Origin of the sequence: Streptomyces sp. NPDC126499, from assembly GCF_040302485.1 — a bacterium.
GTDB lineage: Bacteria > Actinomycetota > Actinomycetes > Streptomycetales > Streptomycetaceae > Streptomyces.
On the sequence record NZ_JBEOUO010000019.1, the window covers coordinates 17,330 to 40,918 of the forward strand.

Genomic DNA, 23,589 nt, shown 5'->3' on the forward strand with positions numbered 1-23,589 from the left:
CGTCAGTCGCCGAGCACCCGGCGCAGATAGTCGTTGGCGAAGCGCCGGTCCGGGTCGAGGCGGTCGCGCAGCGCCGTGAACTCGGCGAAGCGCGGATAGACCTTCTCGAAGTAGGCGGCGTCCCGGGTGTGGATCTTCCCCCAGTGCGGCCGGCCGCCGTGCGCGGTCATGATGCGCTCCACCGCGGTGAAGTAGCCGCGATACGGCGTGCCCTTGTACAGGTGCACGGCGATGTAGGCCGACTCCCGGTCCGAGGCCGTGGACAGCGTGATGTCGTCCGCCGGTGCCGTGCGCACCTCCACCGGGAAGCTCACCTTCAGCGGCGAGCGTTCGAGCATCGCCTTCAGCTCGCGCAGCGCCGGGACCGCCGCCTCACGCGGCAGCGCGTACTCCATCTCCAGGAAGCGCACCCGGCGCGGCGAGGTGAACACCTTGTACGGGATGTCCGTGTACGTACGGGCCGACAGGGCCCGGCTGGAGACCTTGGCGATCGACGGGACGAGCGGCGGCACCGCGCGCCCCACCGCGCAGGCGACCTGGAAGATCCCGTTGGAGAGCAGCTCGTCCTCGACCCAGCCGCTCACGCGTCCGGGCGGCGCGGCGGGGCCGGCGCTGCGGTTGTTGCGCTTGGTGTTGCAGTTGTCGGTGTGGGGGAACCAGTAGAACTCGAAGTGCTCGTTCTCCGCGTGCAGCGCGTCGAACTCCGAGGTCACCCGGTCGAAGGTCATGGGCTCCTCGCGCGCGGTGAGCAGGAAGACCGGCTCGACGGCGAAGGTGAGGGCCGTGACGATGCCGAGCGCTCCGAGGCCGACCCGGGCCGCGGCGAAGACCTCGGGGTTCTCCTCGGCCGAGCAGGTCATCAGGCGGCCGTCCGCGGTGACCAGTTCGAGCCCGACGATCTGCGCCGCGAGGGACGCCGACTCGCGTCCGGTGCCGTGGGTGCCGGTCGAGGTCGCCCCCGCGACCGTCTGCTCCATGATGTCGCCCATGTTCGTGAGCGACAGGCCCTCCCGGGCCAGGGCCACGTTGAGCCGCTTCAGCGGCGTGCCGGACTCCACGGTCACGGTCATCGCCTCGCGGTCGATCCGGCGTATGCCGGTGAGCAGGCCGGGCCGGATCAGCACGCCGTCGGTGGCGGCGATCGAGGTGAAGGAGTGGCCGGTGCCGACCGTCTTCACCCGCAGCCCGTCCTCGGCGGCCTTCCGCACGGCGTCGGCGAGCTCCTCGGCGCAGGCCGGACTCACCTCCCGTACCGGGCGGGAGGTGACGTTCCCCGCCCAGTTACGCCACGTGCTGTTCGCCGTCGAGCCGTTCCCCGACCGCTGTGTCCTCGTCACGCTGCCCCTCCCGCGTCGGCGCCGGCTCGCGCAGCCGGCGATAGCCCAGGAGCGCCACCACGACCGCGAGCGCGCCCGAGACCACGGGCACCACGTACGCCGCCTCCGCCCCGGACGCGTCGACCACCCAGCCGGCGGCCGAGGAGCCGAGCGCCACACCGATGGCGAGCCCGGTCCCTGTCCAGGTCATGCCCTCGGTCAGCTTGGTGCGCGGTACGTGCGCTTCGACGAGGGCCATGGTGGTCACCATCGTCGGCGCGATGGACAGGCCCGCGACAAAGAGCGCCACGGCCAGCAACGGCAGGTTCCCGGCCAGTAGGAGGGGGATCATACTCACGGCCATCGCGCAGACGCCCACGAGCCACCGTAGGGACGGCTCGCCCTTGACGTGGAGCAGCCCGAAGACGGCGCCCGCGAGGCAGGAGCCGAGCGCGTAGACGGCCAGAACCAGACTTGCCGCGGCCTTGTGGCCCTGCTCCTCGGCGAACGCGACCGTCACGACGTCCACCGAGCCGAAGATGGCGCCCGTGGCGACGAAGGCGAGCGCGAGCACCTGGAGGCCGGGGGAGCGGAGGGCGGAGCCGCCGGAGTGCTCCTCGTGGGGGTGCGGGGCCGGTTCGGTGGCGCGCTGGGCGGTCAGCCAGAAGACGCCGATGGCGAGGAAGACGCCGGCGAGCAGCGGGCCGGCCTCGGGGAACCAGATGGTCGACAGGCCGATGGAGATGATCGGTCCGAAGATGAAGCACACCTCGTCGACGATCGACTCCCAGGAGTACGCGGTGTGCAGCCGCTGGGCCTCGCCCCGGTAGATGTCGGCCCACCGGGCCCGGGTCATCGCGCCGACGCTCGGGACGCAGCCGATGAAGGCCGTGAACACGAACAGCGTCCAGTCGGCGGCCTCGAACTGGACGCAGAGCAGCAGCCCCGCGGCCGCCACCAGCGCGACCACGGTCGCCGGGCGCAGCACCCGCCGCTGGCCGTAGCGGTCCACCAGGCGGGAGATCTGGGGGCCGAGCACCGCCGCGGACATCGCGAGCGTCGCGGAGAGCGCGCCCGCGAGGCCGTACCGCCCGGTGACCTGCGAGATCATGGTCACGATGCCGATGCCCATCATGGACAGCGGCATCCGGCCGAGGAAGCCGGCCACGGAGAAGGATCTGGTGCCGGGGGCTGCGAAGATCGCGCGGTAGGGACTGGGCAAGATGATCTCCGGGCTTCCGCTCAACACGTGTAATTAATAGCTAAAGCCTACGGCTTTGAACTGAATCGGTCACTCTCTTTTTCGGCCGGGGCCGGCCCGGGGTCCGCCCAGGGCCTCCCGAGGGGCCTGTCCGCCGCGCACCGGGGGAGGGTGGGAGGATCGGTGCCATGTCCGACGAGCTCGATCCCGCCCCGTACGACGCGCTGCTGCTGCTCTCCTTCGGCGGCCCCGAGGGCCCGGACGACGTGGTCCCGTTCCTGGAGAACGTGACCCGCGGCCGAGGCATCCCCAAGGAACGGCTGAAGGAGGTGGGCCGGCACTACTTCCTCTTCGGCGGCGTCAGCCCCATCAACGACCAGAATCGCGCACTCCTCGACGCCCTGCGCGCCGACTTCGCCGCGGCCGGCCTCGACCTGCCGGTCTACTGGGGCAACCGGAACTGGGCGCCGTACCTCACCGACACGCTGCGCGAGATGGTCACCGACGGCCGGCGCCACATCGCCGTGCTCGCCACCAGCGCCTACGCCTCCTACTCCGGCTGCCGCCAGTACCGCGAGAACCTCGCCGACTCCCTCGCCGAGCTGGAGGCGGAAGGGCTGCCGCTGCCCCGCGTCGACAAGCTCCGGCACTACTTCAACCACCCCGGCTTCGTCCGGCCCATGGTCGAGGGCGTGCTCGCCTCGCTCGCCGAGCTCGACGAGTCCGTGCGGGCCGGCGCCCACCTCGCCTTCACCACCCACTCCATCCCGGACTCCGCCGCCGACACCTCGGGCCCCGTCACCGAGCACGGCGACGGCGGCGCCTATGTGAAGCAGCACCTCGACGTCGCCCGGCTGATCGTCGACGCGGTCCGCGAGGAGACCGGAGTCGAGCACCCCTGGCAGCTCGTCTACCAGTCCCGCAGCGGCGCCCCGCACATCCCGTGGCTGGAGCCGGACATCTGCGACCACCTGGAGGAGCTGCACGGCGCCGGCGCCCCGGCCGTCGTCATGGTGCCGATCGGCTTCGTCTCGGACCACATGGAGGTCCTGTACGACCTCGACACCGAGGCCACCGCGAAGGCCGCCGAGCTCGGGCTCCCGGTGCGGCGTTCGGCCACCGTCGGGGCCGACCCGCGGTTCGCCGCGGCCGTCCGTGAGCTCGTCCTGGAGCGGGCGGCCACCGAGCGCGGGCAGCGCGTCGAGCGCTGCGCCCTCGGCGCGCTCGGCCCCTCCCACGACCTCTGCCCGATCGGCTGCTGCCCCGCCCGGGCCGAGCGGCCGGCGGCGGCCGGAGCCGACAGCCCGTACGCGTGAGGAGACCGCGATCATGGAGTCGCACCGGTCGATCATGCCCAGCGACAGCCCGTACGCGTAAGGAGACCGCCCCGTGACCGATCCCCTGCTGCCCGAACTCCTCGACCTGGCCCTGGAGGCCGGGCGCCGGGCCGGAGCGCTGCTGCGCGACGGGCGACCCGACGACCTGGCCGTGGCCGACACCAAGTCCAGCGCCATCGACGTGGTCACCGAGATGGACATCGCCGCCGAGAAGCTGATCACCGGCTTCCTCGCCGAGCACCGGCCCCAGGACGGCTTCCTCGGCGAGGAGGGCGCCTCCAGCGCCGGCACCAGTGGGATCCGCTGGGTCATCGACCCGCTGGACGGCACCGTGAACTACCTCTACGGGCTGCCGACCTGGGCCATCTCCATCGCCGCCGAACGGGACGGCGAGAGGGTCGTCGGCGTCGTCGAGGTCCCGCAGCGCGGGGAGACCTTCCACGCGGTCCTCGGCGGCGGCGCGTGGCTCGGCGACCGCCGCCTGGCCGCCCGCCCCTCCCCGGCGCTCGACCAGGCCCTGGTCGCCACCGGCTTCGGCTACGTCCAGACCCGGCGCGCCCACCAGGCCGACATCGCCCAGCGCCTCATCCCGCGCGTCCGCGACATCCGCCGCGGCGGCTCCGCCGCCATCGACCTCTGCGACGTCGCCGCCGGCCGCCTCGACGCCTACTACGAACGCGGCCTCAACCCGTGGGACCTCGCCGCCGGCGACCTGATCGCCCGCGAGGCGGGAGCCCTGACGGGCGGGCGCCCCGGCGAGCCGCCCTCGGGCGAGCTGGCGCTCGCGGCGTCGGAGGGGCTGTTCGGGGTGTTGCAGGAGTTCCTGGAGGAGTCCGGGGCCTGGCACGACTGACGCCGTAGGCGTCCCGGACGGACATGGGCGGGCCCCCGGAGCCGAGGACTCCGGGGGCCCGCCCGTGTCGATGGGGTCAGGCGCAGGACGCGCCGACCTCCACGCCGTGTTCGGCGGCCAGGCGGTGCAGGTCGTCGAGCTCGGCCTGCTCGACCTCCGCGAGGAAGTCGTCGCCCGTCTCACGAGCGCGCGTGAGGTCGGACTGCGTGGTCTTGATCCGGTGCAGCAGCCCTGCGGTGAAAGCGTCCATCGTGCGCCCCCTCGTCGTGGGTCGGTGGCACGGGGGTGTGCCGAGGGTGGGTGGATCACACACTGCTACCTCTGGGGGACAGAGAGCGGTAGGTGGTGCGCCACCTACAGGGCGTGATCGCGGGGTGTGCAGTCGTCCTCCCCAAGCCCTTCCTCGGAGAAACCTCGACCGGGGCGCGAATCAGGCCGACTCTTCCGCACGGCCGCTGCGGGCCCTGGGCCCCGCCGGCCCCCGCACCGCCGCCTTACAGCCGGTTTACGCGCGTTCGGGGCAGGATGGACACGCACAGTCAGTGCGTGAAACCGCCCGTCCGCGTCCAGGACCAGGGCCCAGGAAAGGACTGAGACACGTGCGCGTACTCGTCGTCGAGGACGAGCAGCTGCTCGCGGATGCGGTGGCCACCGGCCTGCGCCGGGAGGCCATGGCGGTCGACGTCGTGTACGACGGCGCCGCGGCCCTGGAGCGCGTCGGGGTCAACGACTACGACGTCGTGGTCCTCGACCGCGACCTCCCCCTGGTCCACGGCGACGACGTCTGCCGCAGGATCGTCGAGCTCGGCATGCCCACCCGCGTCCTGATGCTCACCGCCTCCGGAGACGTCAGCGACCGCGTGGAGGGCTTGGAGCTCGGCGCGGACGACTACCTCCCCAAGCCCTTCGCCTTCAGCGAGCTCACCGCCCGCGTCCGCGCCCTCGGCCGCCGCACCACCGTCCCGCTCCCGCCCGTCCTGGAGCGCGCCGGCATCAAGCTCGACCCCAACCGCCGCGAGGTCTTCCGCGACGGCAAGGAGGTCCAGCTGGCGCCCAAGGAGTTCGCGGTCCTGGAGGTCCTGATGCGCAGCGAGGGTGCCGTCGTCTCGGCGGAGCAGCTCCTGGAGAAGGCCTGGGACGAGAACACCGACCCGTTCACCAACGTCGTGCGCGTCACCGTCATGACGCTGCGCCGCAAGCTGGGCGAGCCCCCGGTCATCGTCACGGTCCCCGGTTCGGGATACCGGATCTGACCGATGCCGCACTCCCCGGCGCCCGTCAACGCGCCCCCGAAACCGACCTGGGACCCCAGGGACCCGGTCCGCCCGCTGCTGCGGCCGACCATCCGGATAAGGCTCACCCTGCTGTACGGCGGGATGTTCCTGATCGCCGGCATCCTGCTGCTCGCGATCATCTACCTGTTCACCGCGCAGGCCCTGCGCGACAGCACCTCGGAGCTGCCCTTCAGGGTGGTCACCGGCACCGTCCAGCCGACCAGCGACTGGTGTCAGCTGCCGGAGAAGTCCACCGGCGAGATGCTCAACAACGCGGTCACCATGTGCATGCGCCACCAGAGCGACCTGGCCCTGGACGACCTGCTGCGCCGCTCCCTGTTCGCCCTGCTCGGCCTCAGCATCATCGCCTTCGCCTTCGGATACGCGATGGCGGGCCGGGTGCTCTCCCCGCTCGGCCGGATCACCCGGACCGCCCGTCAGGTGGCCGGATCCGATCTGTCCCGGCGGATCGAGCTGGACGGCCCCGACGACGAGCTCAAGGAGCTCGCCGACACCTTCGACGAGATGCTGGAGCGCCTGGAGCGGGCCTTCAGCGCCCAGCAGCGCTTCGTCGCCAACGCCTCGCACGAGCTGCGCACCCCGCTCGCCATCAACCGCACCCTCCTGGAGGTCCAGCTCTCCGACCCGGAGGCGCCGGTGGAGCTCCAGCAGCTCGGAAAGACGCTGCTGGCCACCAACGAGCGCAGCGAGCAGCTGGTCGAGGGCCTGCTGCTGCTGGCCCGCAGCGACAACGAGATCGTCGAGCGCAAGTCGGTCGACCTCGCGGAGGTCGCCTCCCGCGCCATGGACCAGGTGCACGCCGAGGCCGAGGCCAAGGGCGTGGAGTTCCGCGGCGAGCGGGCGCCGGCCGTGGTCCAGGGCAACGGCGTGCTGCTGGAGAGGATCGCGCTGAACCTGGTGCAGAACGCCGTCCGGTACAACGTCCCGGAGGGCGGCTGGGTGGAGGTCACCACCACGACCGGCAACGGTCAGGCGGTCCTGGAGGTCTCCAACACGGGACCTGTGGTCCCCGCCTACGAGATCGACAACCTTTTCGAGCCATTCCGGCGCCTCCGGCAGGAGCGCACGGGCAGCGACAAGGGGGTCGGCCTCGGCCTGTCGATCGCGCGCTCCGTCGCGCGTGCTCACGGGGGCCGTATCATCGCGGAGCCCCGCGAGGGCGGCGGCCTCGTGATGCGTGTCACTCTGCCGATCTGACACACTACACGAGCCGACCGGATTTGTTCGCTTTGCGCGGAATTTCCGGTCCCCATTCCCGAGACGCTCCTGTGTGATCGATCACAGGAATGGGTGTCCGTCCCTCCACTCTCCGTGATCGCGAATTCCCTCGGAAAACCCTGAAAAGTCCGGGTTTCCGGGGGTCCGAATGGCGGGAAGTACACGGGGTGGCGCCTGAGAGGGACGACCGACGGACCGTGTACGGTCCGGTTCGCCACCCAAAGCCGCTCACTCATGAGAGGGCGGATTGGGTGTCGATTGAGTAACAGACCTTGATGTGAGGCAAAATCTCCGCCTCGGGTCGGGCACAAGTCCGGCCTCTCACGCGTTACGTGCGCTGGAGACACCGCAAACCACCCAGAGGGGGAGAGCGACATGGCAACGGATTACGACACCCCACGCAAGACCGACGACGACGTCGACTCGGACAGCCTTGAAGAACTGAAGGCCCGCCGGAACGACAAGTCGACCTCGACCGTCGACGTCGACGAGTTCGAGGCCGCCGAGGGCCTGGAGCTTCCGGGCGCCGATCTCTCGAACGAGGAGCTCGCCGTCCGGGTCCTGCCCAAGCAGGCCGACGAGTTCACCTGCATGAGCTGCTTCCTCGTGCACCACCGCAGTCAGCTGGCCCGGGAGAAGAACGGCCAGCCGATCTGCCGCGACTGCGACTGAGATCGAGCGGCCGTGGCAGGCGACACACCGTCTTGGAAGCGGCGGCTCCGGCTCCCCGGGAGGCCGGAGGCGAACAAGGGCGGCTCGGGCCCGGCAGAGGGCGGTCATGACACCTCCTCCGCCGAGCACTCCGCCCCCCTGCCCACCCCTGGCGCACGTGACGACGAGCGAGGCCACGCGGCCTCGCTCGAAGCAGCGCCGCACCAGGCCGACCACCGGCCCGACCCGGACCGGGACGCAGGCCCCGGGGGCGACCGCCCCAAGGGAGGCGTCCTGCGGCGCGTGGCCGACCCCGCGCGCGCCCGGCTCGACCGCGTGAAGCTCGACCGCGCCCGCGTCGAAGCCGTACGCCGCGGAGTCAAACGCGGCGGTCAGGGCGCCAAGGCGGGCCTCGGCTATCTCGCCGACCGCGTCATCGAGATCGCCCCGCGCGTCCCCGTACGGGACCTCGACACCCTGCGCCGGCAGTTCCCCGGCCTCGGCCCCGAGCAGCTCGCCGACAAGCTGATCAACGGCGCGGCCAACGCCAGCGCCACCGTCGGCGCCGGCATCGGAGCCGCCGCCATGCTGCCCGTACCGCCCGCGATGCCGGCCGAACTGGCCGCGGAGATCACCGGCGTCGCCGCCATCGAGCTGAAACTCATCGCCGAACTGCACGAGGTCTACGGCCTGCGGCCGCCCGGCACCCTCACCCAGCGCTCGGCCGCCTACCTGACCTCCTGGGCCGAGGAGCGCGGCATCGACCCCACCAAGCCCACCACCGTCAACGCGGCCCTCGGCGGACAGCTCAAGCGCGAACTGCGCCAGCAGATCATGAAGCGCATGGTGCGCAACCTGCCGAACCTCACCCCGTTCATGGTGGGCGCGGCCGTCGGCGCCGTCATGAACCGGCGCGACACCAAGAAACTCGCCGCGCACGTCCGCACGGACCTGCGCGCCCGTCAGATCCCCTGGGACGCCCTCCCGGCCCAGCCCCCGCTGGAGCGGCCGGAGAACCCCAAGGAGATCGACTTCTAGGCTCCGGGCCGCCCCACCGGGCGCCGAGGCCCTAGGCCGCCGGAGCGTCGCTGCGGGCCGCCTGGAGGGCCGCCACGAGTGCCTCGGGGTCCCGGGTGGAGAGGTAGACGTACGGGGTCGGGTCCGCCGGGTCCGTCACCTCGACCCGTACGGCCGTCGGCACATAGCTGCGCATCACCATGAAGGCACGCGGATCGGCCTTGTACGTGCGCCAGGCCCGCGCCTCCTCGGCGTCCAGGGCCTCGGGCGCACCGAGCGCCGCGACCGGAATCCGCGCGTCCGCCGCGACGAGCGAACCCGCCACCACCCGGATCCGGGCGGAGCCGTACGAGGAGACCGCCACCGCCGCGAGCGCCCCGGCCGCGATCAGACCCACGAACGTCGGCACCGTCCCCAGCGGGAACATGATCAACCCGCCGGACAGGCCGAGGAGCACCACGATCACCCACCAGGAGCGAGGCGCGGTCAGGCGTTCGTCGAAGCTCGGCGCGGTCGGGGGCACGGAAGGCTGCTGCATGCGTCCAAGCTTGGCACGGCGCGACCCGCGCCCGGCCGCGCGGGTAAGGTCTGCGCCTGTGACTGGAACATCTGCCGCTCTCACACCGCCGGCCGACGCCATACCGCCGGTACGCCACGCCGACGCGCCCGCCCCCGGCGAGCTGCTCGGCGCGCACTACGAGTACTGCTTCGGGTGCGGCGGCGGGCAGCCCCACGGGCTGCACCTGGAGGCGCGGGCGGGCGAGGGCGTGACCGTCACCGCCGAGTTCACCGTGACCCCCGACCACCAGGGCGCCCCCGGTCTCGCGCACGGCGGCGTGCTCGCCACCGCGCTCGACGAGACCCTCGGCTCCCTGAACTGGCTGCTGCGGGTGATCGCCGTGACCGGACGCCTGGAGACCGACTTCGTGCGGCCCGTCCCGGTCGGCACCCTGCTCCACCTCCAGGCCGAGGTCACCGCCGTACACGGCCGCAAGATCTTCTCGACCGCCGTCGGCCGGATCGGCGGGCCCCAAGGCCCCGTCGCCGTCCGCGCCGACGCCCTCTTCATCGAGGTCAAGGTCGACCACTTCATCGACAACGGCCGCCCGGAGGAGATCCGGGCCGCCATGTCCGACCCCGACCAGGTCAGGCGCGCCCGCGCCTTCGAGGTGAACCCCTGATGCGCAATCCCGTCGACGTACTCATCCGCCGCCTGGACCCGGAGGTGCCGATCCCGGCCTATGGCCACCCCGGTGACGCCGGCGCCGATCTGGTGACCACCGAGGCCGCCGTGCTCGCCCCGGGGGAGCGGGCCGTCCTGCCCACCGGCGTCTCCATCGCCCTGCCCGACGGCTACGCCGCCTTCGTGCACCCGCGCTCCGGTCTGGCGGCCCGCTGCGGCGTCGCGCTCGTGAATGCCCCGGGGACGGTCGATGCCGGGTACCGTGGAGAGATCAAGGTGATCGTGGTCAACCTGGACCCGCGCGAGAGCGTGCGGTTCGAACGGTTCGACCGGATCGCCCAGCTGGTCGTCCAGCAGGTCGAGAAGGTGCGCTTCCACGAGGTGGCGGAGCTTCCCGGCTCCGCGCGGGCCGAGGGGGGCTTCGGGTCCACCGGCGGTCATGCCGCCGTGGACGGCACTACGGGTGGGAATCGATACGCTTCGGTCGTATCCGACCGGGAAGGACAGTGACGTGTTCGGACGTCGCAAGAAGAGCGGTGCCGCTGCGGACGCAGCGGTCGATGCCGAGCAGGTCGTCGAGGCGGTGGACTCCGAAGACGCGGCCGGGACGGCCGAGGGGTCGCGCCGGGTGAACCTTCCGCCGGCGCCCCGGCCCGACGGTCCCTGGGACATCTCCGAGGTCAGCAAGCCCGAAGAGGGCCGGGTCGACCTCGGCGGCCTCTTCGTGCCCGGGGTCGAGGGCATGGAGCTGCGGGTGGAGGTGGCCGGCGACGCGATCGTCGCGGCCACCGTCGTGCTGCGCGACAGCGCCGTGCAGCTCCAGGCCTTCGCCGCGCCGAAGAAGGAAGGCATCTGGGGCGAGGTCCGCGACGAGATCGCGAGCGGCATCACCCAGCAGGGCGGCGCCATCGAAGAGGTCGAGGGTCCGCTGGGCTGGGAGCTGCGGGCCCAGGTGCCCGTGCAGCTGCCGGACGGCAACCGTGGCGTGCAGCTGGTGCGCTTCGTCGGCGTCGACGGCCCGCGCTGGTTCCTGCGCGGCGTGATCTCCGGCCAGGGCGCGGTGCAGCCCGAGGCCGCCGGCCTCCTGGAGCAGATCTTCCGGGACACTGTGGTCGTCCGCGGCGAGGGCCCGATGGCCCCGCGCGACCCGATCGTCCTCAAGCTGCCCAACGACGCCCAGATGGTGCCGGACGGCGTGCAGCAGGAGGAGCAGGCGGGCTCCCGCTTCTCCGGCGGCATGGGCCAGCTGCAGCGCGGACCGGAGATCTCCGAGATCCGCTGACACCGGCCGGCCCGGACACCGTCCGCCCTGGACACCGTCCGGCCCGGACACCGTCCGGACTCGTCGGCGCGGGCCGACCGCACGAGCGACGCCCGGTGGGCCGCTTCCCTCCACCCGTACCCCGGTACGGAGCGGGCGGGGGAGCGGCCCACCGGGCTTTTCCACAGCAGGCGCCCGGAGCGCCGACGAGACCCCTGGACGGGCCGTCCGGGTTATCCACAGGCCTGGCACCGGCCGCCGCGGTCGGCCCATACTGACGGCGCACACGTTCGCACCAGGGGGGTACACGGTGAGTGAGAGCAACGCGCGGACCGGCACGGCCGTGATCGACGACCCGGCCGGCGCGCCGATGGTCCGGGTCGAGGACCTGCACCGTTCGTACGGGACGGGGGCCGCCGCCGTCCACGCCCTGCGCGGGGTCTCCTTCGACATCGCCCGCGGCGAACTGGTCGCCCTCAAGGGCCGCTCGGGCTCCGGCAAGACCACCCTGCTCAACCTCGTCGGCGGCCTCGACACCGCCGACCGGGGCCGGGTCGTCATCGACGGCACCGACCTCGCCGAGCTGGGCGAGGACGGCCTCCTGGAGCTGCGCCGCGACCGCATCGGCTTCATCTTCCAGTCCTTCGGGCTCATCCCCATCCTCACCGCCGCCGAGAACGTGGGCGTGCCCATGCGACTGCGCAGGACCGACCCGAAGGAGCGCGACGAACGGGTCGCCCTGCTGCTCGCCCTCGTCGGGCTCGCCGACCACGCGGCCCAGCGCCCCGGCGAGCTCTCCGGCGGCCAGCAGCAGCGGGTCGCCATCGCCCGCGCCCTCGCCAACCGGCCCGCGCTGCTGATAGCCGACGAGCCCACCGGCCAGCTCGACGCCGAGACCGGCCTCGCGGTCATGGAGCTGCTGCGGGCCGTGGTCCGCAGCGAGGGCTGCACGGCCCTGGTCGCCACCCACGACCACCAGCTCCTCGGCCTCGCCGACCGGGTGCTGGAGCTGCGCGACGGCGAGATCATCGAGCACTAGACACCTCCTGGGGCGTGCCGTCCGAGCCGGGCGGGTTCGGGCCATCAGGATCACGTCAAGACGACCCCGGACGCCCACACCCGCGCCGAATGTCCGTTTCGCTGGACGTAAGGTCGAGCCATGGCACGCGGCACACTTCGGATCTACCTCGGCGCGGCGCCGGGCGTCGGCAAGACGTACGCCATGCTCTCCGAGGGGCACCGGCGGGTCGAGCGCGGTACGGACTGCGTGGTGGCGTTCGTGGAGCACCACGGCCGGCCGCGTACGGAGGTGATGCTGCACGGCCTGGAGACGGTGCCGCGCAAGGACATCGCGTACCGGGGCACCACCTTCCCCGAGATGGACGTCGACGCCGTCCTCGCCCGCCGGCCCGCCGTCGCCCTCGTCGACGAGCTCGCCCACACCAACGTCCCCGGCTCGCGCAACGCCAAGCGCTGGCAGGACGTCGAGGAGCTCCTGGCCGCCGGGATAGACGTCATATCCACCGTCAACATCCAGCACCTGGAGTCCCTCGGCGACGTGGTCGAGTCGATCACGGGCGTACGGCAGCGGGAGACCGTCCCCGACGAGATCGTCCGCCGCGCCGACCAGATCGAACTCGTCGACATGTCGCCTCAGGCCCTGCGGCGCCGCATGGCCCACGGCAACATCTACCAGCCCGACAAGGTCGACGCCGCCCTCTCCAACTACTTCCGGCCCGGGAACCTGACGGCGCTGCGGGAGCTCGCGCTGCTGTGGACCGCCGACCGGGTCGACGCCTACCTGCGGCAGTACCGCGGCGAACACAACATCCGCTCCACCTGGCAGGCCCGGGAACGGATCGTCGTCGGCCTCACCGGCGGCCCCGAGGGCCGCACCCTGATCCGGCGCGCCGCCCGGCTCGCCGAGAAGGGCGCGGGCGGCGAGGTCCTCGCCGTCTACGTCTCCCGCAGCGACGGCCTCACCGCCGCCTCCCCGAAGGAGCTCGCCGACCAGCGCACCCTCGTGGAGGACCTCGGCGGAACCTTTCACCACGTCATAGGCGACGACGTGCCCTCCGCACTCCTCGAATTCGCCCGCGGCGTCAACGCCACCCAGATCGTCCTCGGCTCCAGCCGCCGCCGCTCCTGGCAGTACGTCCTCGGCCCCGGAGTGGGCCAGACCGTCGCCCGCGACTCCGGTCCCGACCTCGACGTCCACATCGTCACCCACGAGGAGGCGGCCAAGGGCCGCGGTCTGCCCGTCGCCCGCGGCGCCCGGCTCGGCCGCGCCCGGATCGCCTGGGGCTGGGCCGTCGGCGTCGGCGGACCGGTCCTGCTCAGCCTGCTGTTCACCCATGTCGACGCGGACCTCGGCCTCGCCAACGACATGCTGCTCTTCCTCGCCCTGACCGTCGCCGCCGCCCTCCTCGGCGGACTGCTCCCCGCCCTGGCGTCGGCGGCCTTCGGCTCGCTGCTCCTGAACTGGTTCTTCACCCCGCCCCTGCACCGGCTGACCATCGCCGACCCCAAGAACATCGTCGCCATCGCCGTCTTCTTCGGCGTCGGCGTCGCCGTCGCCTCCGTCGTCGACCTCGCCGCCCGCCGCACCCACCAGGCCGCCCGGCTGCGCGCCGAGTCCGAGGTCCTGTCCCATCTCGCCGGCAGCGTCCTGCGCGGCGAGTCCAGCCTGGAGGCGCTCCTCGAACGGGTCCGGGAGACCTTCTCGATGGAGTCCGTCGCCCTCCTGGAACGGGCCGGCGACGTCGCGCCGTGGACCTGTGCCGCGAGCGTCGGCACCAGGCCCGTGGCCCGGCCCGAGGACGCCGACGTCGACATGCCCGTCGGCGACCATCTCGCGCTCGCCCTGAGCGGCCGGGTGCTGCCCGCGGAGGACCGCCGGGTGCTCGGCGCCTTCGCCGCCCAGGCCGCCGTCGTCCTCGACCGCCAGCGACTCGTCGACGAGGCCGGGGAGGCCCGCAAACTCGCCGAGGGCAACAAGATCCGCACCTCGCTGCTCGCCGCCGTCAGCCACGACCTGCGCACCCCGCTGGCCGGTATCAAGGCCTCCGTCTCCTCGCTGCGCTCCGACGACGTCGAATGGTCCGACGAGGACCGGGCCCTGCTCCTCGAAGGCATCGAGGAGGGCGCCGACCGGCTCGACCACCTCGTCGGGAACCTCCTGGACATGTCCCGGCTCCAGACCGGCACCGTCACCCCGCTCATCCGCCCCACCGACCTCGACGAGGTCGTGCCGATGGCCCTCGGCGGCGTCCCCGACGGCAGCGTCGAGCTCGACATCCCCGAGACCCTGCCCATGGTCGCCGTCGACCGCGGCCTCCTGGAGCGGGCCGTCGCCAACATCGTCGAGAACGCCGTCAAGTACAGCCCCGACGGCGTCCCGGTCGTCGTCGGCGCCAGCGTCCTCGGCCGGCGCCTCGAACTGCGGGTGACCGACCGCGGCCCCGGGGTCCCCGACGCGGGCAAGGACGGCATCTTCGAGCCGTTCCAGCGCTTCGGCGACGCCCCGCGCGGCTCGGGCGTCGGCCTCGGCCTCGCGGTCGCCCGCGGCTTCGTCGAGGCCATGGGCGGCACCATCACCGCCGAGGACACCCCCGGCGGCGGGCTCACGATGGTGCTGACCCTGCCCACCGCCGGCCAGGACACCGCCGCCCGGGCCACGCGTGCCGAGGCCCCGGGCGCCCAGGCCCCGGGCCCTCAGGACACCGCCCGGCCGCCGGACGGCACCGACGCCAGGACGGCGCACCCCGTCACCTGACCCGGTACCGCCGGGCCCCCGCCCGCCCCCGTAACCCCGCCCACCCCCGTAACCCCGCCCCACCCCCGTACCGGCGACAAGCCGACCGGCGACAAACCCGACCGACGCAAAGGAAGGTCCCCCTCCATGACCCGGGTCCTCGTGGTCGACGACGAACCACAGATCGTCCGCGCCCTGGTGATCAACCTCAAGGCACGGAAGTACGAGGTCGACGCGGCGCCGGACGGTGCCACCGCCCTCCGGCTCGCCGCCGAGCGTCACCCCGACGTCGTCGTCCTCGACCTCGGACTGCCCGACATGGACGGCGTCGAGGTGATCAAGGGCCTGCGCGGCTGGACCCGGGTGCCGATCCTCGTGCTGTCCGCCCGCCAGACCTCCGACGAGAAGGTCGAGGCGCTCGACGCGGGCGCCGACGACTACGTCACCAAGCCCTTCGGCATGGACGAGCTGCTGGCCCGGCTGCGCGCCGCCGTCCGCCGGGCCGAGCCGGTCGGCGGCGGCGAGAACGGCGTCGTGGTCGTCGAGACCGAGGGCTTCACGGTCGACCTCGCCGCGAAGAAGGTCCACCGGGCCGGCAAGGACGTCCGGCTCACCCCGACCGAGTGGCACCTCCTGGAGGTCCTGGTCCGCAACAGCGGCCGCCTGGTGAGCCAGAAGCAACTCCTCCAGGAGGTCTGGGGACCCTCGTACGGGACCGAGACCAACTACCTGCGCGTGTACATGGCGCAGCTGCGACGGAAGCTGGAGCAGGACCCCTCCCACCCCCGCCACTTCGTCACCGAACCGGGCATGGGCTACCGCTTCGAACACTGAGTTCGGTGCCGGGTCCGGCGTCGGCGGGGGCCGGTACGCTTTCTGTATGAGTGCTGCACCGCGTACAGAGAAGCCGGCCGGGCGCTTCCGCCGTATGCTCGACCGCCTTTCCACCTCGCAGGAGGAGCTGGAGTCGGTGGAGCTCCGGGAGGACTCCGCGGCCTCGGGGTGCACGCGCATCTCCGACTGCGCCGACCGACAGATAGTCAAGGTGACTGGTACGTTGCGCACGGTCACCCTGCGTCCCCGGGCGGGGGTGCCCGCGCTGGAGGCCGAGCTGTTCGACGGCACGGCACCGCTGGACGTCGTCTGGCTGGGCCGCCGGTCCATCGTGGGCATCGAGCCGGGCCGCAAGCTGATCGCCTCCGGCCGCATCTCGATGAGCCACGGCCGGCGGGTCCTCTTCAACCCCAAATACGAGCTGCGACCGCTCGGACAGGAGTAGCCGGTGACGTCAGTCGACAAGCCGACCACCGACCAGGGAGCCGAGACCGGCCCCGTCGCCGACAAGGCGGTGACCGAGGCCGCGCTCTTCGAGGCCTTCGGCGGAGTGCGCGGCATGGTGGAGACGGTCCTGCCGGGCCTGCTCTTCGTCACCATCTACACGATCAACAAGAACCTGCACTTCTCGGCCATCGCCGCCCTCGGGGTCTCGCTCGTCCTCGTGGCCGTCCGGCTGGTCCGCCGCGACACCGTCAAGCACGCCTTCAGCGGCGTCTTCGGCGTCGCCTTCGGCGTCGTCTTCGCGATGATGACCGGCAACGCCAAGGACTTCTACCTGCCGGGCATGCTCTACACGCTCGGCCTCGGCCTCGCCTACATCGTCACCACGCTCGCCGGCGTGCCCCTGATCGGCCTCATCCTCGGCCCGGTCTTCAAGGAGAACCTCTCCTGGCGCACCCGCAACCCCGGCCGCAAGAAGGCGTACGCGAAGGCCAGCTGGGCCTGGGGCCTGATCCTTCTGACGAAGTGCGCGATCCTCTTCCCGCTGTACTGGTGGGCCGACACCACGCAGCTCGGCTGGGTGCTGGTCGCCCTGAAGATCCCGCCCTTCCTGCTCGCGGTCTATCTGACCTGGGTGTTCCTCGCCAAGGCGCCGCCGCCCATCGACGTGTTCGCCGAGATGGAGGCCGAGGAGCAGGCCGAGAAGGCCCGCAAGGCCGAGGAACGGGCCGAGCAGGCCCGCACGGCCGAGGCACAGGGCCGCTCCGAGGCGTAGCCCCGCGCACGCGCCCCGGACCAGGCGCCCCCGCGCGTACGAGAGGGGCCCGGGACCTTCGACAGGTCCCGGGCCCCACCCGCGTACCGCCCCGTGAGACGGCGTCCGTACGGCGTACCGCCCGTGAGACGGCGTCCGTACGGCTCAGGAGTCGGTGCTCTCCCGGCGGACCGACAGCAGCTCCTCCAGCTGCTCCTCGCGCGCCTGGGTGGCCACGAACAGCAGCTCGTCGCCCGCCTCCAGCGTCTCCTCCGGGCTCGGCGTCAGGACCCGCGAGCCGCGGATGATCGTCACCAGGGAGGTGTCCTGCGGCCAGGCCACGTCACCCACCTGCGTGCCCGCGATCCCCGACTCCGGCGGAAGCGTCAGCTCCACCAGGTTGGCGTCGCCGTGGCTGAAGCGCAGCAGCCGGACCAGGTCGCCGACGCTCACCGCCTCCTCCACCAGGGCCGACATCAGACGCGGCGTCGAGACGGCCACGTCCACGCCCCACGCCTCGTTGAACAGCCACTCGTTCTTCGGGTTGTTCACCCGGGCGACCACGCGCGGCACGCCGTACTCGGTCTTGGCGAGCAGCGACACCACCAGATTGACCTTGTCGTCGCCGGTCGCCGCGATGACGACGTTGCAGCGCTGCAGCGCCGCCTCGTCCAGCGACGTGATCTCGCAGGCGTCGGCGAGCAGCCACTCCGCCTGCGGCACCCGCTCCACCGAGATGGCGGTCGGGGCCTTGTCGATGAGCAGGACGTCGTGCCCGTTCTCCAGGAGCTCGCCCGCGATGGAACGGCCCACCGCGCCGGCGCCGGCAATAGCGACACGCATCAGTGACCGCCCTCCTCGGGGCCCTCGGCGAAGGCCGCCTCGACCTTGGCGATCTCGTCCGTCCGCATCATCACGTGGACGAGGTCACCCTCCTGAAGCACCGTCTGGGAGGTCGGCAGGACCGCTTCGCCCAGCCGGGTGAGAAACGCCACCCGCACCCCGGTCTCCTCCTGGAGCCGGCTCACCTTGTGGCCGATCCACGCCGGGGAGGTGTGCACCTCCGCGAGCTGCACCCCGCCGCTCGGGTCACGCCACAGCGGCTCCGCGCCCGACGGCAGCAGCCGCCGCAGCATCTGGTCGGCGGTCCAGCGGACCGTCGCCACCGTCGGAATGCCCAGACGCTGGTAGACCTCGGCACGCCGGGGGTCGTAGATGCGGGCGGCCACGTTCTCGATGCCGAACATCTCGCGCGCCACCCGCGCCGCGATGATGTTGGAGTTGTCGCCGCTGCTCACCGCGGCGAACGCACCGGCCTCCTCGATCCCCGCCTCACGCAGCGTGTCCTGGTCGAAGCCCACGCCCGTGACCCGGCGCCCGCCGAAACCCGAGCCCAGGCGGCGGAAAGCCGTCGGGTCCTGGTCCACGACCGCGACCGTGTGCCCCTGCTGTTCCAGGGTCTGCGCGAGAGCGGCTCCCACTCGCCCGCAGCCCATGATGACGATGTGCACGTCCCCTTACCCCGCACTCCTGATCGTCTTGCTGACCTGCGAAAACACCCTGCTCACAACTTTCCTCGCCCGATTCGCCCGGGCCGTGGCGGGCAGCGCCATCAACGCGCTGCCCGGTCCGAGCTTATGCGGCAACAGGGGCCGGGACCTCATCCGAGGTGGTGACCCAGGGAGATTCCGTGCGGATCGGGGGTGCCGGTCGGCATGGCGCTTTTCGAACGCTTACGATCCTCTGTTGTGTCCAAACTGACCGACGTGCCCAAACGGATCCTGATCGGACGGGCCCTGCGCAGCGACAAGCTCGGCGAGACCCTCCTGCCGAAGCGCATCGCCCTCCCCGTCTTCGCCTCCGACCCGCTCTCCTCGGTGGCGTACGCGCCGGGCGAGGTCCTCCTCGTCCTGTCCGTCGCGGGCCTGTCGGCGTACCACTTCAGCCCCTGGATCGCGCTGGCCGTCGTCGTCCTGATGTTCACGGTCGTCGCGTCGTACCGGCAGAACGTCCACGCCTACCCGAGCGGCGGCGGCGACTACGAGGTCGCCAACACCAACCTCGGCCCCAAGGCCGGACTCACCGTCGCCAGCGCCCTGCTCGTCGACTACGTCCTCACCGTCGCCGTCTCCATCTCCTCCGGCATCGAGAACCTCGGCTCCGCCGTGCCGTTCGTCGTCGAGCACAAGGTGTTCTCGGCCATCGCGGTGATCGTGCTGCTCACCGTCATGAACCTGCGCGGAGTGAAGGAGTCCGGCGGCCTCTTCGCCATCCCGACGTACGTCTTCGTCTTCGGCGTCTTCGCGATGATCATCTGGGGTGCCTGGCGCGGCATCGTCCTCGACGAGACCATGCGGGCGCCTACCGCCGACTTCGAGATCAAGCCCGAGCACCAGGGCCTGGCCGGCTTCGCCCTGCTCTTCCTGCTGCTGCGCGCCTTCTCCTCCGGCTGTGCCGCCCTCACCGGCGTCGAGGCCATCTCCAACGGCGTCCCCGCCTTCCGCAAGCCGAAGTCGAAGAACGCCGCCACCACCCTCGCGCTCATGGGCGGCCTCGCCGTCACCATGTTCTGCGGCATCATCTTCCTGGCCACCGCCACCAACGTCCGGATGGCCGAGAAGCCCGCCCACGACCTGCTCCTGAACGGCAAGCCGGTCGGCGAGGACTACGTCCAGGACCCGGTCATCTCGCAGGTCGCCGCCGCCGTCTTCGGCGAGCACACCTTCTTCTTCGTGCTGCTGGCCGCGGCCACCGCGCTCGTCCTCTTCCTGGCCGCCAACACCGCGTACAACGGCTTCCCGCTGCTCGGCTCGATCCTCGCCCAGGACCGCTATCTGCCGCGCCAGCTGCACACCCGGGGCGACCGCCTCGCCTTCTCCAACGGCATCGTGCTGCTCGCCGGCGCCGCCGCCCTCCTGGTCTGGGTCTACGGAGCCGACTCGACCAAGCTCATCCAGCTCTACATCGTCGGCGTCTTCGTCTCCTTCACCCTCAGCCAGATCGGCATGGTCCGGCACTGGAACCGGCACCTCGGGACCGAACGCGACCCGGCCAAGCGCCGCCGCATGATCCGCTCCCGCGCGATCAACACCTTCGGCGCCTTCTTCACCGGCCTCGTCCTGGTCGTCGTGCTCGCCACCAAGTTCACCCACGGCGCCTGGGTCGCGCTGCTCGGCATGGTGATCTTCTACGTGACGATGACCGCGATCCGGAAGCACTACGACTCGGTGGCCGCGGAGATCGCCGCAGCCGAGGAGCGCCCCGACGAGTACGTCCGCCCGTCCCGGGTCCGCTCGGTCGTCCTGGTCTCCAAGCTGCACAAGCCCACCCTGCGCGCCCTCGCCTACGCCAAGCTGATGCACGCCCACGAGCTGGAGGCGCTCACCGTCAACGTCGACCCCGCCGAGACCAAGGCCCTCAAGGCGGAGTGGGAGCGGCGCGGCATCAACGTGCCGCTGAAGATCCTCGACTCGCCGTACCGGGAGATCACCCGGCCGGTCATCGAGTACGTGAAGAACCTCCGCAAGGAGAGCCCCAGGGACGCCGTCTCCGTCTACATCCCCGAGTACGTGGTCGGTCACTGGTACGAGCACTTCCTGCACAACCAGAGCGCCCTGCGCCTCAAGGGCCGGCTGCTGTTCACGCCGGGCGTGATGGTGACCTCCGTGCCGTACCAGCTCCGCTCCTCCGAGGTGGCGAAGAAGCGCGAGAAGAAGCGCCAGGAGTGGAACGCACCGGGCTCGGTGCGCCGCGGGCCGGTGGAGAAGGGGCAGCGGGAACCGGCGGGAAAGAACAACTAGACTGGTGGGCTGCTGTGGAAGCAGCCCACTGCCTCCCTCCCCCTTCCTGTGCTCTCCCCCTCGTTCTTTCTCTGTCTGGAGCCCCCGATCATGCAGAACACCCCTGTTTCGTCGCTGGTCGGGGAGGAGTACGAGGTCGAGGTCGGCCCCGTGGCCCACGGCGGCCACTGCATCGCCCGCACGGAGGGCGGCCGGGTCCTCTTCGTCCGCCACGCGCTGCCGGGCGAGCGCGTCCGCGTCCGCGTCACCGAGGGCGAGGAGACCTCCCGCTTCCTGCGCGCCGACGCCGTCGAGATCCTGCAGGCGTCCAAGGACCGCATCGAGGCGCCGTGCCCCTTCGCGGGCCCCGGCAAGTGCGGCGGCTGCGACTGGCAGCACGCCAAGCCGGGCGCCCAGCGCCGCCTCAAGGGCGAAGTCGTCGCCGAGCAGCTGAAGCGGCTCGCGGGCCTCACGCCCGAGGAGGCCGGCTGGGACGGCACCGTCGTGCCGGCCGAGGGCGACAAGCTTCCCGCGGGCGAGGTCCCGCAGTGGCGCACCCGCGTGCAGTACGCGGTCGACGCCGAGGGCCACGCCGGGCTGCGCAAGCACCGCTCGCACGAGGTCGAGGTCATCGACCACTGCATGATCGCGGCCGAGGGCGTCTCGGAGCTCGGCATCGAGAAGCGCACCTGGGAGGGCATGGCGTCGATCGAGGCCGTCGCGGCCACCGGCTCCCAGGACCGCCAGGTCATCCTCACCCCGCGCCCGGGCGCGCGGCTGCCGCTGGTCGAGCTGGACAAGCCGGTCTCCGTGCTGCGCGTCGACGAGAAGGACGGCGGGGTCCACCGCGTCCACGGCCGCCCCTTCGTCCGCGAGCGCGCCGACGGCCGCACCCACCGCGTGGGCAACGGCGGCTTCTGGCAGGTCCACCCGAAGGCCGCCGACACCCTGGTGACGGCCGTCATGCAGGGCCTGCTGCCCCGCAAGGGCGAGACCGCCCTCGACCTCTACTGCGGCGTCGGCCTCTTCGCGGGCGCCCTCGCCGACCGCCTCGGCGACCAGGGCGCCGTCCTGGGCATCGAATCCGGCAAGCGCGCGGTGGAGGACGCCCGCCACAACCTGGCCGACTTCCCGCGCGTCCGCATCGAGCAGGGCAAGGTCGAATCTGTCCTCCCGCGCACGGGCATCACCGACGTCGACCTCATCGTCCTCGACCCCCCACGCGCCGGCGCCGGCAAGGACACCGTCCGCCACCTCGCCGCCCTCTCCGCCCGCCGCATCGCCTACGTCGCCTGCGACCCGGCGGCTTTGGCGCGGGACCTGGCGTACTTCCGGGAGGGGGGGTACAGGGTGCGGACGCTGAGGGCGTTCGACCTGTTTCCGATGACGCACCATGTGGAGTGCGTGGCGATTCTGGAGCCGGTGAAGTAAAGGCTCTGACCTGCGGTTTCGCGGGGGCGCCCGTGGGCAATCCGGCGCGTGCGGCTGAGTGTCCGACCTCCGGGAACACGGCAGCCCCGGTCACCGTAGGGTCGTATGTCGGTCGAGTGCCGAGCGTGACCGATGGTGTACGTGGCTGTGGGGTGTCACTTCCGGCCAGGGTCCATTTCATGCCGAGCCGGTAGGCGCGTGAGATCACGTCTTGGACTCCGGGGCCGTCCGCAGGGGTGAACCATCGCACCTCGCGTCCGATGACGAGTTCGCCCTTCTGGCGCTTGATGAGGGCGATGGCCCTTTGCGGACCAGGCCGGGCAGGCGGTCTCAGCGATCCGGTCACTGACGGCCTCCGGTGGGCGGCCGACGCGACGGCTCTGGCTCGGGAGGCGATCGGCCTGCTGGCTGGGGCGGTCGAGCGTGTCGACGACTCCGACGGCCGGCGATGACTCCGCTCGGCGGTCTCACGGCCGCCCAGATGGCCCGGGACGCCGCGCGCTTTGAACGTGAGGCCAAGGCTGTCGCCAGACTCGACCACATCGGACTCGCGGCCGTCTACGACCTGGGGGTCGAGACTGGCACGCACTACCTGGTCATGCAGTACGTGCAAGGCTTGGTCCTCGGGGACTACATCGCGGAGCGCGAGCCGCTCTCCGTGGCGGAAACCGCCGCGGAGAGCGTGCAATTCTGCTCCACGCTGGCGGCTGCCCACGCCCGGGGCGTCGTCCACAGGGACCTTAAGCCGGGCAACGTCCGGATCCGCACGGACGGCGTCGTCAAGGTGCTCGACTTCAGGGTGGCTGCGATCCTCGACACCGACACCGAGAAGCTCACCACGACCGGGGAGCGGCTCGGCAGCTTTCTGTACATGGCGCCGGAACAGGTGATGGGCGAACCCGTCGAACCCGTCGACCGGCGCACCGACCTCTATGCCCTCGACTGCCTCCTGCACGAGATGCTCACCGGCAGGCCGGTGTTCGAGCAGGAGTCCGCGCTGGTCGTGCAGGGTCTCCACACGGGGACCGAGCCCGAGCCGCTGAGATCGCTGCGGCCGGACGTCCCCGAGGGGATCGAGGCACTGGTCCTGGACATGCTGGCGAAGAAGCCGACCGACCGGCCTGCCCACGCGAGCGAGGTGTTCCGGCGCCTGGCCGCACTTCTGCCTTCGCCGGGTAGGCCGGAAGACGCCCTGGTGCCTGGGCGGAGGCCGATCCCCGTCGGCCCTTCCTCTATCCCATGGCACCCGACGCGCGGCCCG

Annotated in this window: 22 protein-coding genes and 1 pseudogene; 17 read left to right on the top strand and 6 right to left on the bottom strand. The window is 71.8% G+C overall.

The window, feature by feature from the left end; all coding sequences use genetic code 11:
• Positions 1 to 2 precede the first annotated feature (2 nt).
• Positions 3 to 1,337 carry a D-arabinono-1,4-lactone oxidase gene (locus tag ABTZ91_RS25265; RefSeq protein WP_352079523.1) on the bottom strand — a complete coding sequence of 445 codons (1,335 nt, stop codon included), beginning with the start codon at positions 1,335 to 1,337 and terminating at the stop codon, positions 3 to 5.
• Complete coding sequence (locus ABTZ91_RS25270; protein WP_352079524.1) at positions 1,282 to 2,538, bottom strand: MFS transporter; 1,257 nt, start codon at positions 2,536 to 2,538, stop codon at positions 1,282 to 1,284. The genes ABTZ91_RS25265 and ABTZ91_RS25270 overlap by 56 nt, the downstream gene beginning before the upstream one ends.
• 167 nt (positions 2,539 to 2,705) lie before the next feature.
• Between ABTZ91_RS25270 and ABTZ91_RS25275 the strand changes: the two genes are divergently transcribed.
• Together ABTZ91_RS25275 and ABTZ91_RS25280 are read left to right on the top strand one after the other, a co-directional pair.
• Positions 2,706 to 3,833 carry a ferrochelatase gene (locus tag ABTZ91_RS25275; protein ID WP_352079525.1) on the top strand — a complete coding sequence of 376 codons (1,128 nt, stop codon included), beginning with the start codon at positions 2,706 to 2,708 and terminating at the stop codon, positions 3,831 to 3,833.
• A 73-nt stretch (positions 3,834 to 3,906) separates the two neighbouring features.
• On the top strand, positions 3,907 to 4,707 hold the full coding sequence (locus tag ABTZ91_RS25280) for an inositol monophosphatase family protein (RefSeq protein ID WP_352079526.1): 801 nt from the start codon (positions 3,907 to 3,909) through the stop codon (positions 4,705 to 4,707).
• A gap of 76 nt (positions 4,708 to 4,783) precedes the next feature.
• Here the strand turns inward: ABTZ91_RS25280 and ABTZ91_RS25285 are convergent, their stop codons facing one another.
• A complete protein-coding gene (locus tag ABTZ91_RS25285) occupies positions 4,784 to 4,957 on the bottom strand; it encodes a hypothetical protein (RefSeq protein ID WP_352079527.1) in 174 nt (57 codons plus the stop codon).
• A 349-nt stretch (positions 4,958 to 5,306) separates the two neighbouring features.
• Here ABTZ91_RS25285 and ABTZ91_RS25290 point away from each other — a divergent pair, with 349 nt between their 5' ends.
• The 4 genes from ABTZ91_RS25290 to ABTZ91_RS25305 all read left to right on the top strand — a co-directional run bounded on the left by ABTZ91_RS25290 (position 5,307) and on the right by ABTZ91_RS25305 (position 8,909).
• Positions 5,307 to 5,960, top strand: a complete 654-nt coding sequence (locus tag ABTZ91_RS25290; protein WP_352079528.1) for a response regulator transcription factor — start codon at positions 5,307 to 5,309, stop codon at positions 5,958 to 5,960.
• Positions 5,961 to 5,963: 3 nt separating this feature from the next.
• Positions 5,964 to 7,199 carry a HAMP domain-containing sensor histidine kinase gene (locus tag ABTZ91_RS25295; protein WP_352079529.1) on the top strand — a complete coding sequence of 412 codons (1,236 nt, stop codon included), beginning with the start codon at positions 5,964 to 5,966 and terminating at the stop codon, positions 7,197 to 7,199.
• Positions 7,200 to 7,595: 396 nt separating this feature from the next.
• The gene (locus ABTZ91_RS25300; protein WP_003955561.1) at positions 7,596 to 7,892 is read left to right on the top strand and encodes a DUF4193 domain-containing protein; all 297 of its coding nucleotides are present in this window, start codon (positions 7,596 to 7,598) and stop codon (positions 7,890 to 7,892) included.
• A 12-nt stretch (positions 7,893 to 7,904) separates the two neighbouring features.
• Positions 7,905 to 8,909 carry a hypothetical protein gene (locus ABTZ91_RS25305; RefSeq protein WP_352079530.1) on the top strand — a complete coding sequence of 335 codons (1,005 nt, stop codon included), beginning with the start codon at positions 7,905 to 7,907 and terminating at the stop codon, positions 8,907 to 8,909.
• Between the two features lie 31 nt (positions 8,910 to 8,940).
• On the opposite strand, the gene ABTZ91_RS25310 is transcribed toward ABTZ91_RS25305, so the two are convergent.
• A complete protein-coding gene (locus tag ABTZ91_RS25310) occupies positions 8,941 to 9,426 on the bottom strand; it encodes a DUF3093 domain-containing protein (protein ID WP_352079531.1) in 486 nt (161 codons plus the stop codon).
• 58 nt (positions 9,427 to 9,484) lie between these two features.
• Here ABTZ91_RS25310 and ABTZ91_RS25315 point away from each other — a divergent pair, with 58 nt between their 5' ends.
• From ABTZ91_RS25315 to ABTZ91_RS25350, 8 genes are all read left to right on the top strand, one after another.
• A complete protein-coding gene (locus ABTZ91_RS25315; RefSeq protein WP_352079532.1) occupies positions 9,485 to 10,069 on the top strand; it encodes a PaaI family thioesterase in 585 nt (194 codons plus the stop codon).
• The gene (gene dut / locus ABTZ91_RS25320) at positions 10,069 to 10,581 is read left to right on the top strand and encodes a dUTP diphosphatase (RefSeq protein ID WP_352079533.1); all 513 of its coding nucleotides are present in this window, start codon (positions 10,069 to 10,071) and stop codon (positions 10,579 to 10,581) included. The genes ABTZ91_RS25315 and dut overlap by 1 nt, the downstream gene beginning before the upstream one ends.
• A gap of 1 nt (position 10,582) precedes the next feature.
• Entirely contained in the window at positions 10,583 to 11,353 is a 771-nt protein-coding gene (locus ABTZ91_RS25325; RefSeq protein ID WP_352079534.1) for a DUF3710 domain-containing protein, read from the top strand.
• 349 nt (positions 11,354 to 11,702) lie between these two features.
• Positions 11,703 to 12,371 (top strand): ABC transporter ATP-binding protein, encoded by a 669-nt coding sequence (locus ABTZ91_RS25330; RefSeq protein WP_352079599.1) that lies wholly within the window; start codon positions 11,703 to 11,705, stop codon positions 12,369 to 12,371.
• A gap of 120 nt (positions 12,372 to 12,491) precedes the next feature.
• The gene (locus tag ABTZ91_RS25335) at positions 12,492 to 15,107 is read left to right on the top strand and encodes a sensor histidine kinase KdpD (protein ID WP_352079535.1); all 2,616 of its coding nucleotides are present in this window, start codon (positions 12,492 to 12,494) and stop codon (positions 15,105 to 15,107) included.
• Between the two features lie 126 nt (positions 15,108 to 15,233).
• Complete coding sequence (locus ABTZ91_RS25340) at positions 15,234 to 15,920, top strand: response regulator (protein WP_352079536.1); 687 nt, start codon at positions 15,234 to 15,236, stop codon at positions 15,918 to 15,920.
• 46 nt (positions 15,921 to 15,966) lie between these two features.
• Positions 15,967 to 16,365 (top strand): OB-fold nucleic acid binding domain-containing protein, encoded by a 399-nt coding sequence (locus ABTZ91_RS25345; RefSeq protein WP_345485069.1) that lies wholly within the window; start codon positions 15,967 to 15,969, stop codon positions 16,363 to 16,365.
• Positions 16,366 to 16,368: 3 nt separating this feature from the next.
• Positions 16,369 to 17,139: a DUF3159 domain-containing protein gene (locus ABTZ91_RS25350; protein ID WP_352079537.1), complete on the top strand. Its 771-nt coding sequence runs from the start codon at positions 16,369 to 16,371 to the stop codon at positions 17,137 to 17,139.
• A 144-nt stretch (positions 17,140 to 17,283) separates the two neighbouring features.
• On the opposite strand, the gene ABTZ91_RS25355 is transcribed toward ABTZ91_RS25350, so the two are convergent.
• Positions 17,284 to 17,961 (bottom strand): TrkA family potassium uptake protein, encoded by a 678-nt coding sequence (locus tag ABTZ91_RS25355; protein WP_352079538.1) that lies wholly within the window; start codon positions 17,959 to 17,961, stop codon positions 17,284 to 17,286.
• Complete coding sequence (locus tag ABTZ91_RS25360) at positions 17,961 to 18,629, bottom strand: TrkA family potassium uptake protein (RefSeq protein ID WP_177151612.1); 669 nt, start codon at positions 18,627 to 18,629, stop codon at positions 17,961 to 17,963. The genes ABTZ91_RS25355 and ABTZ91_RS25360 overlap by 1 nt, the downstream gene beginning before the upstream one ends.
• A gap of 237 nt (positions 18,630 to 18,866) precedes the next feature.
• Here ABTZ91_RS25360 and ABTZ91_RS25365 point away from each other — a divergent pair, with 237 nt between their 5' ends.
• The 3 genes and pseudogenes from ABTZ91_RS25365 to ABTZ91_RS25375 form a co-directional block, all read left to right on the top strand.
• Positions 18,867 to 20,918, top strand: coding sequence for an APC family permease (locus ABTZ91_RS25365; protein ID WP_352079539.1), 2,052 nt, complete (start codon positions 18,867 to 18,869; stop codon positions 20,916 to 20,918).
• A gap of 90 nt (positions 20,919 to 21,008) precedes the next feature.
• On the top strand, positions 21,009 to 22,328 hold the full coding sequence (locus ABTZ91_RS25370) for a class I SAM-dependent RNA methyltransferase (protein WP_352079540.1): 1,320 nt from the start codon (positions 21,009 to 21,011) through the stop codon (positions 22,326 to 22,328).
• A 481-nt stretch (positions 22,329 to 22,809) separates the two neighbouring features.
• Positions 22,810 to 23,394, top strand: a pseudogene (locus tag ABTZ91_RS25375) (serine/threonine-protein kinase); the annotation flags it as partial.
• Positions 23,395 to 23,589: the final 195 nt, after the last annotated feature.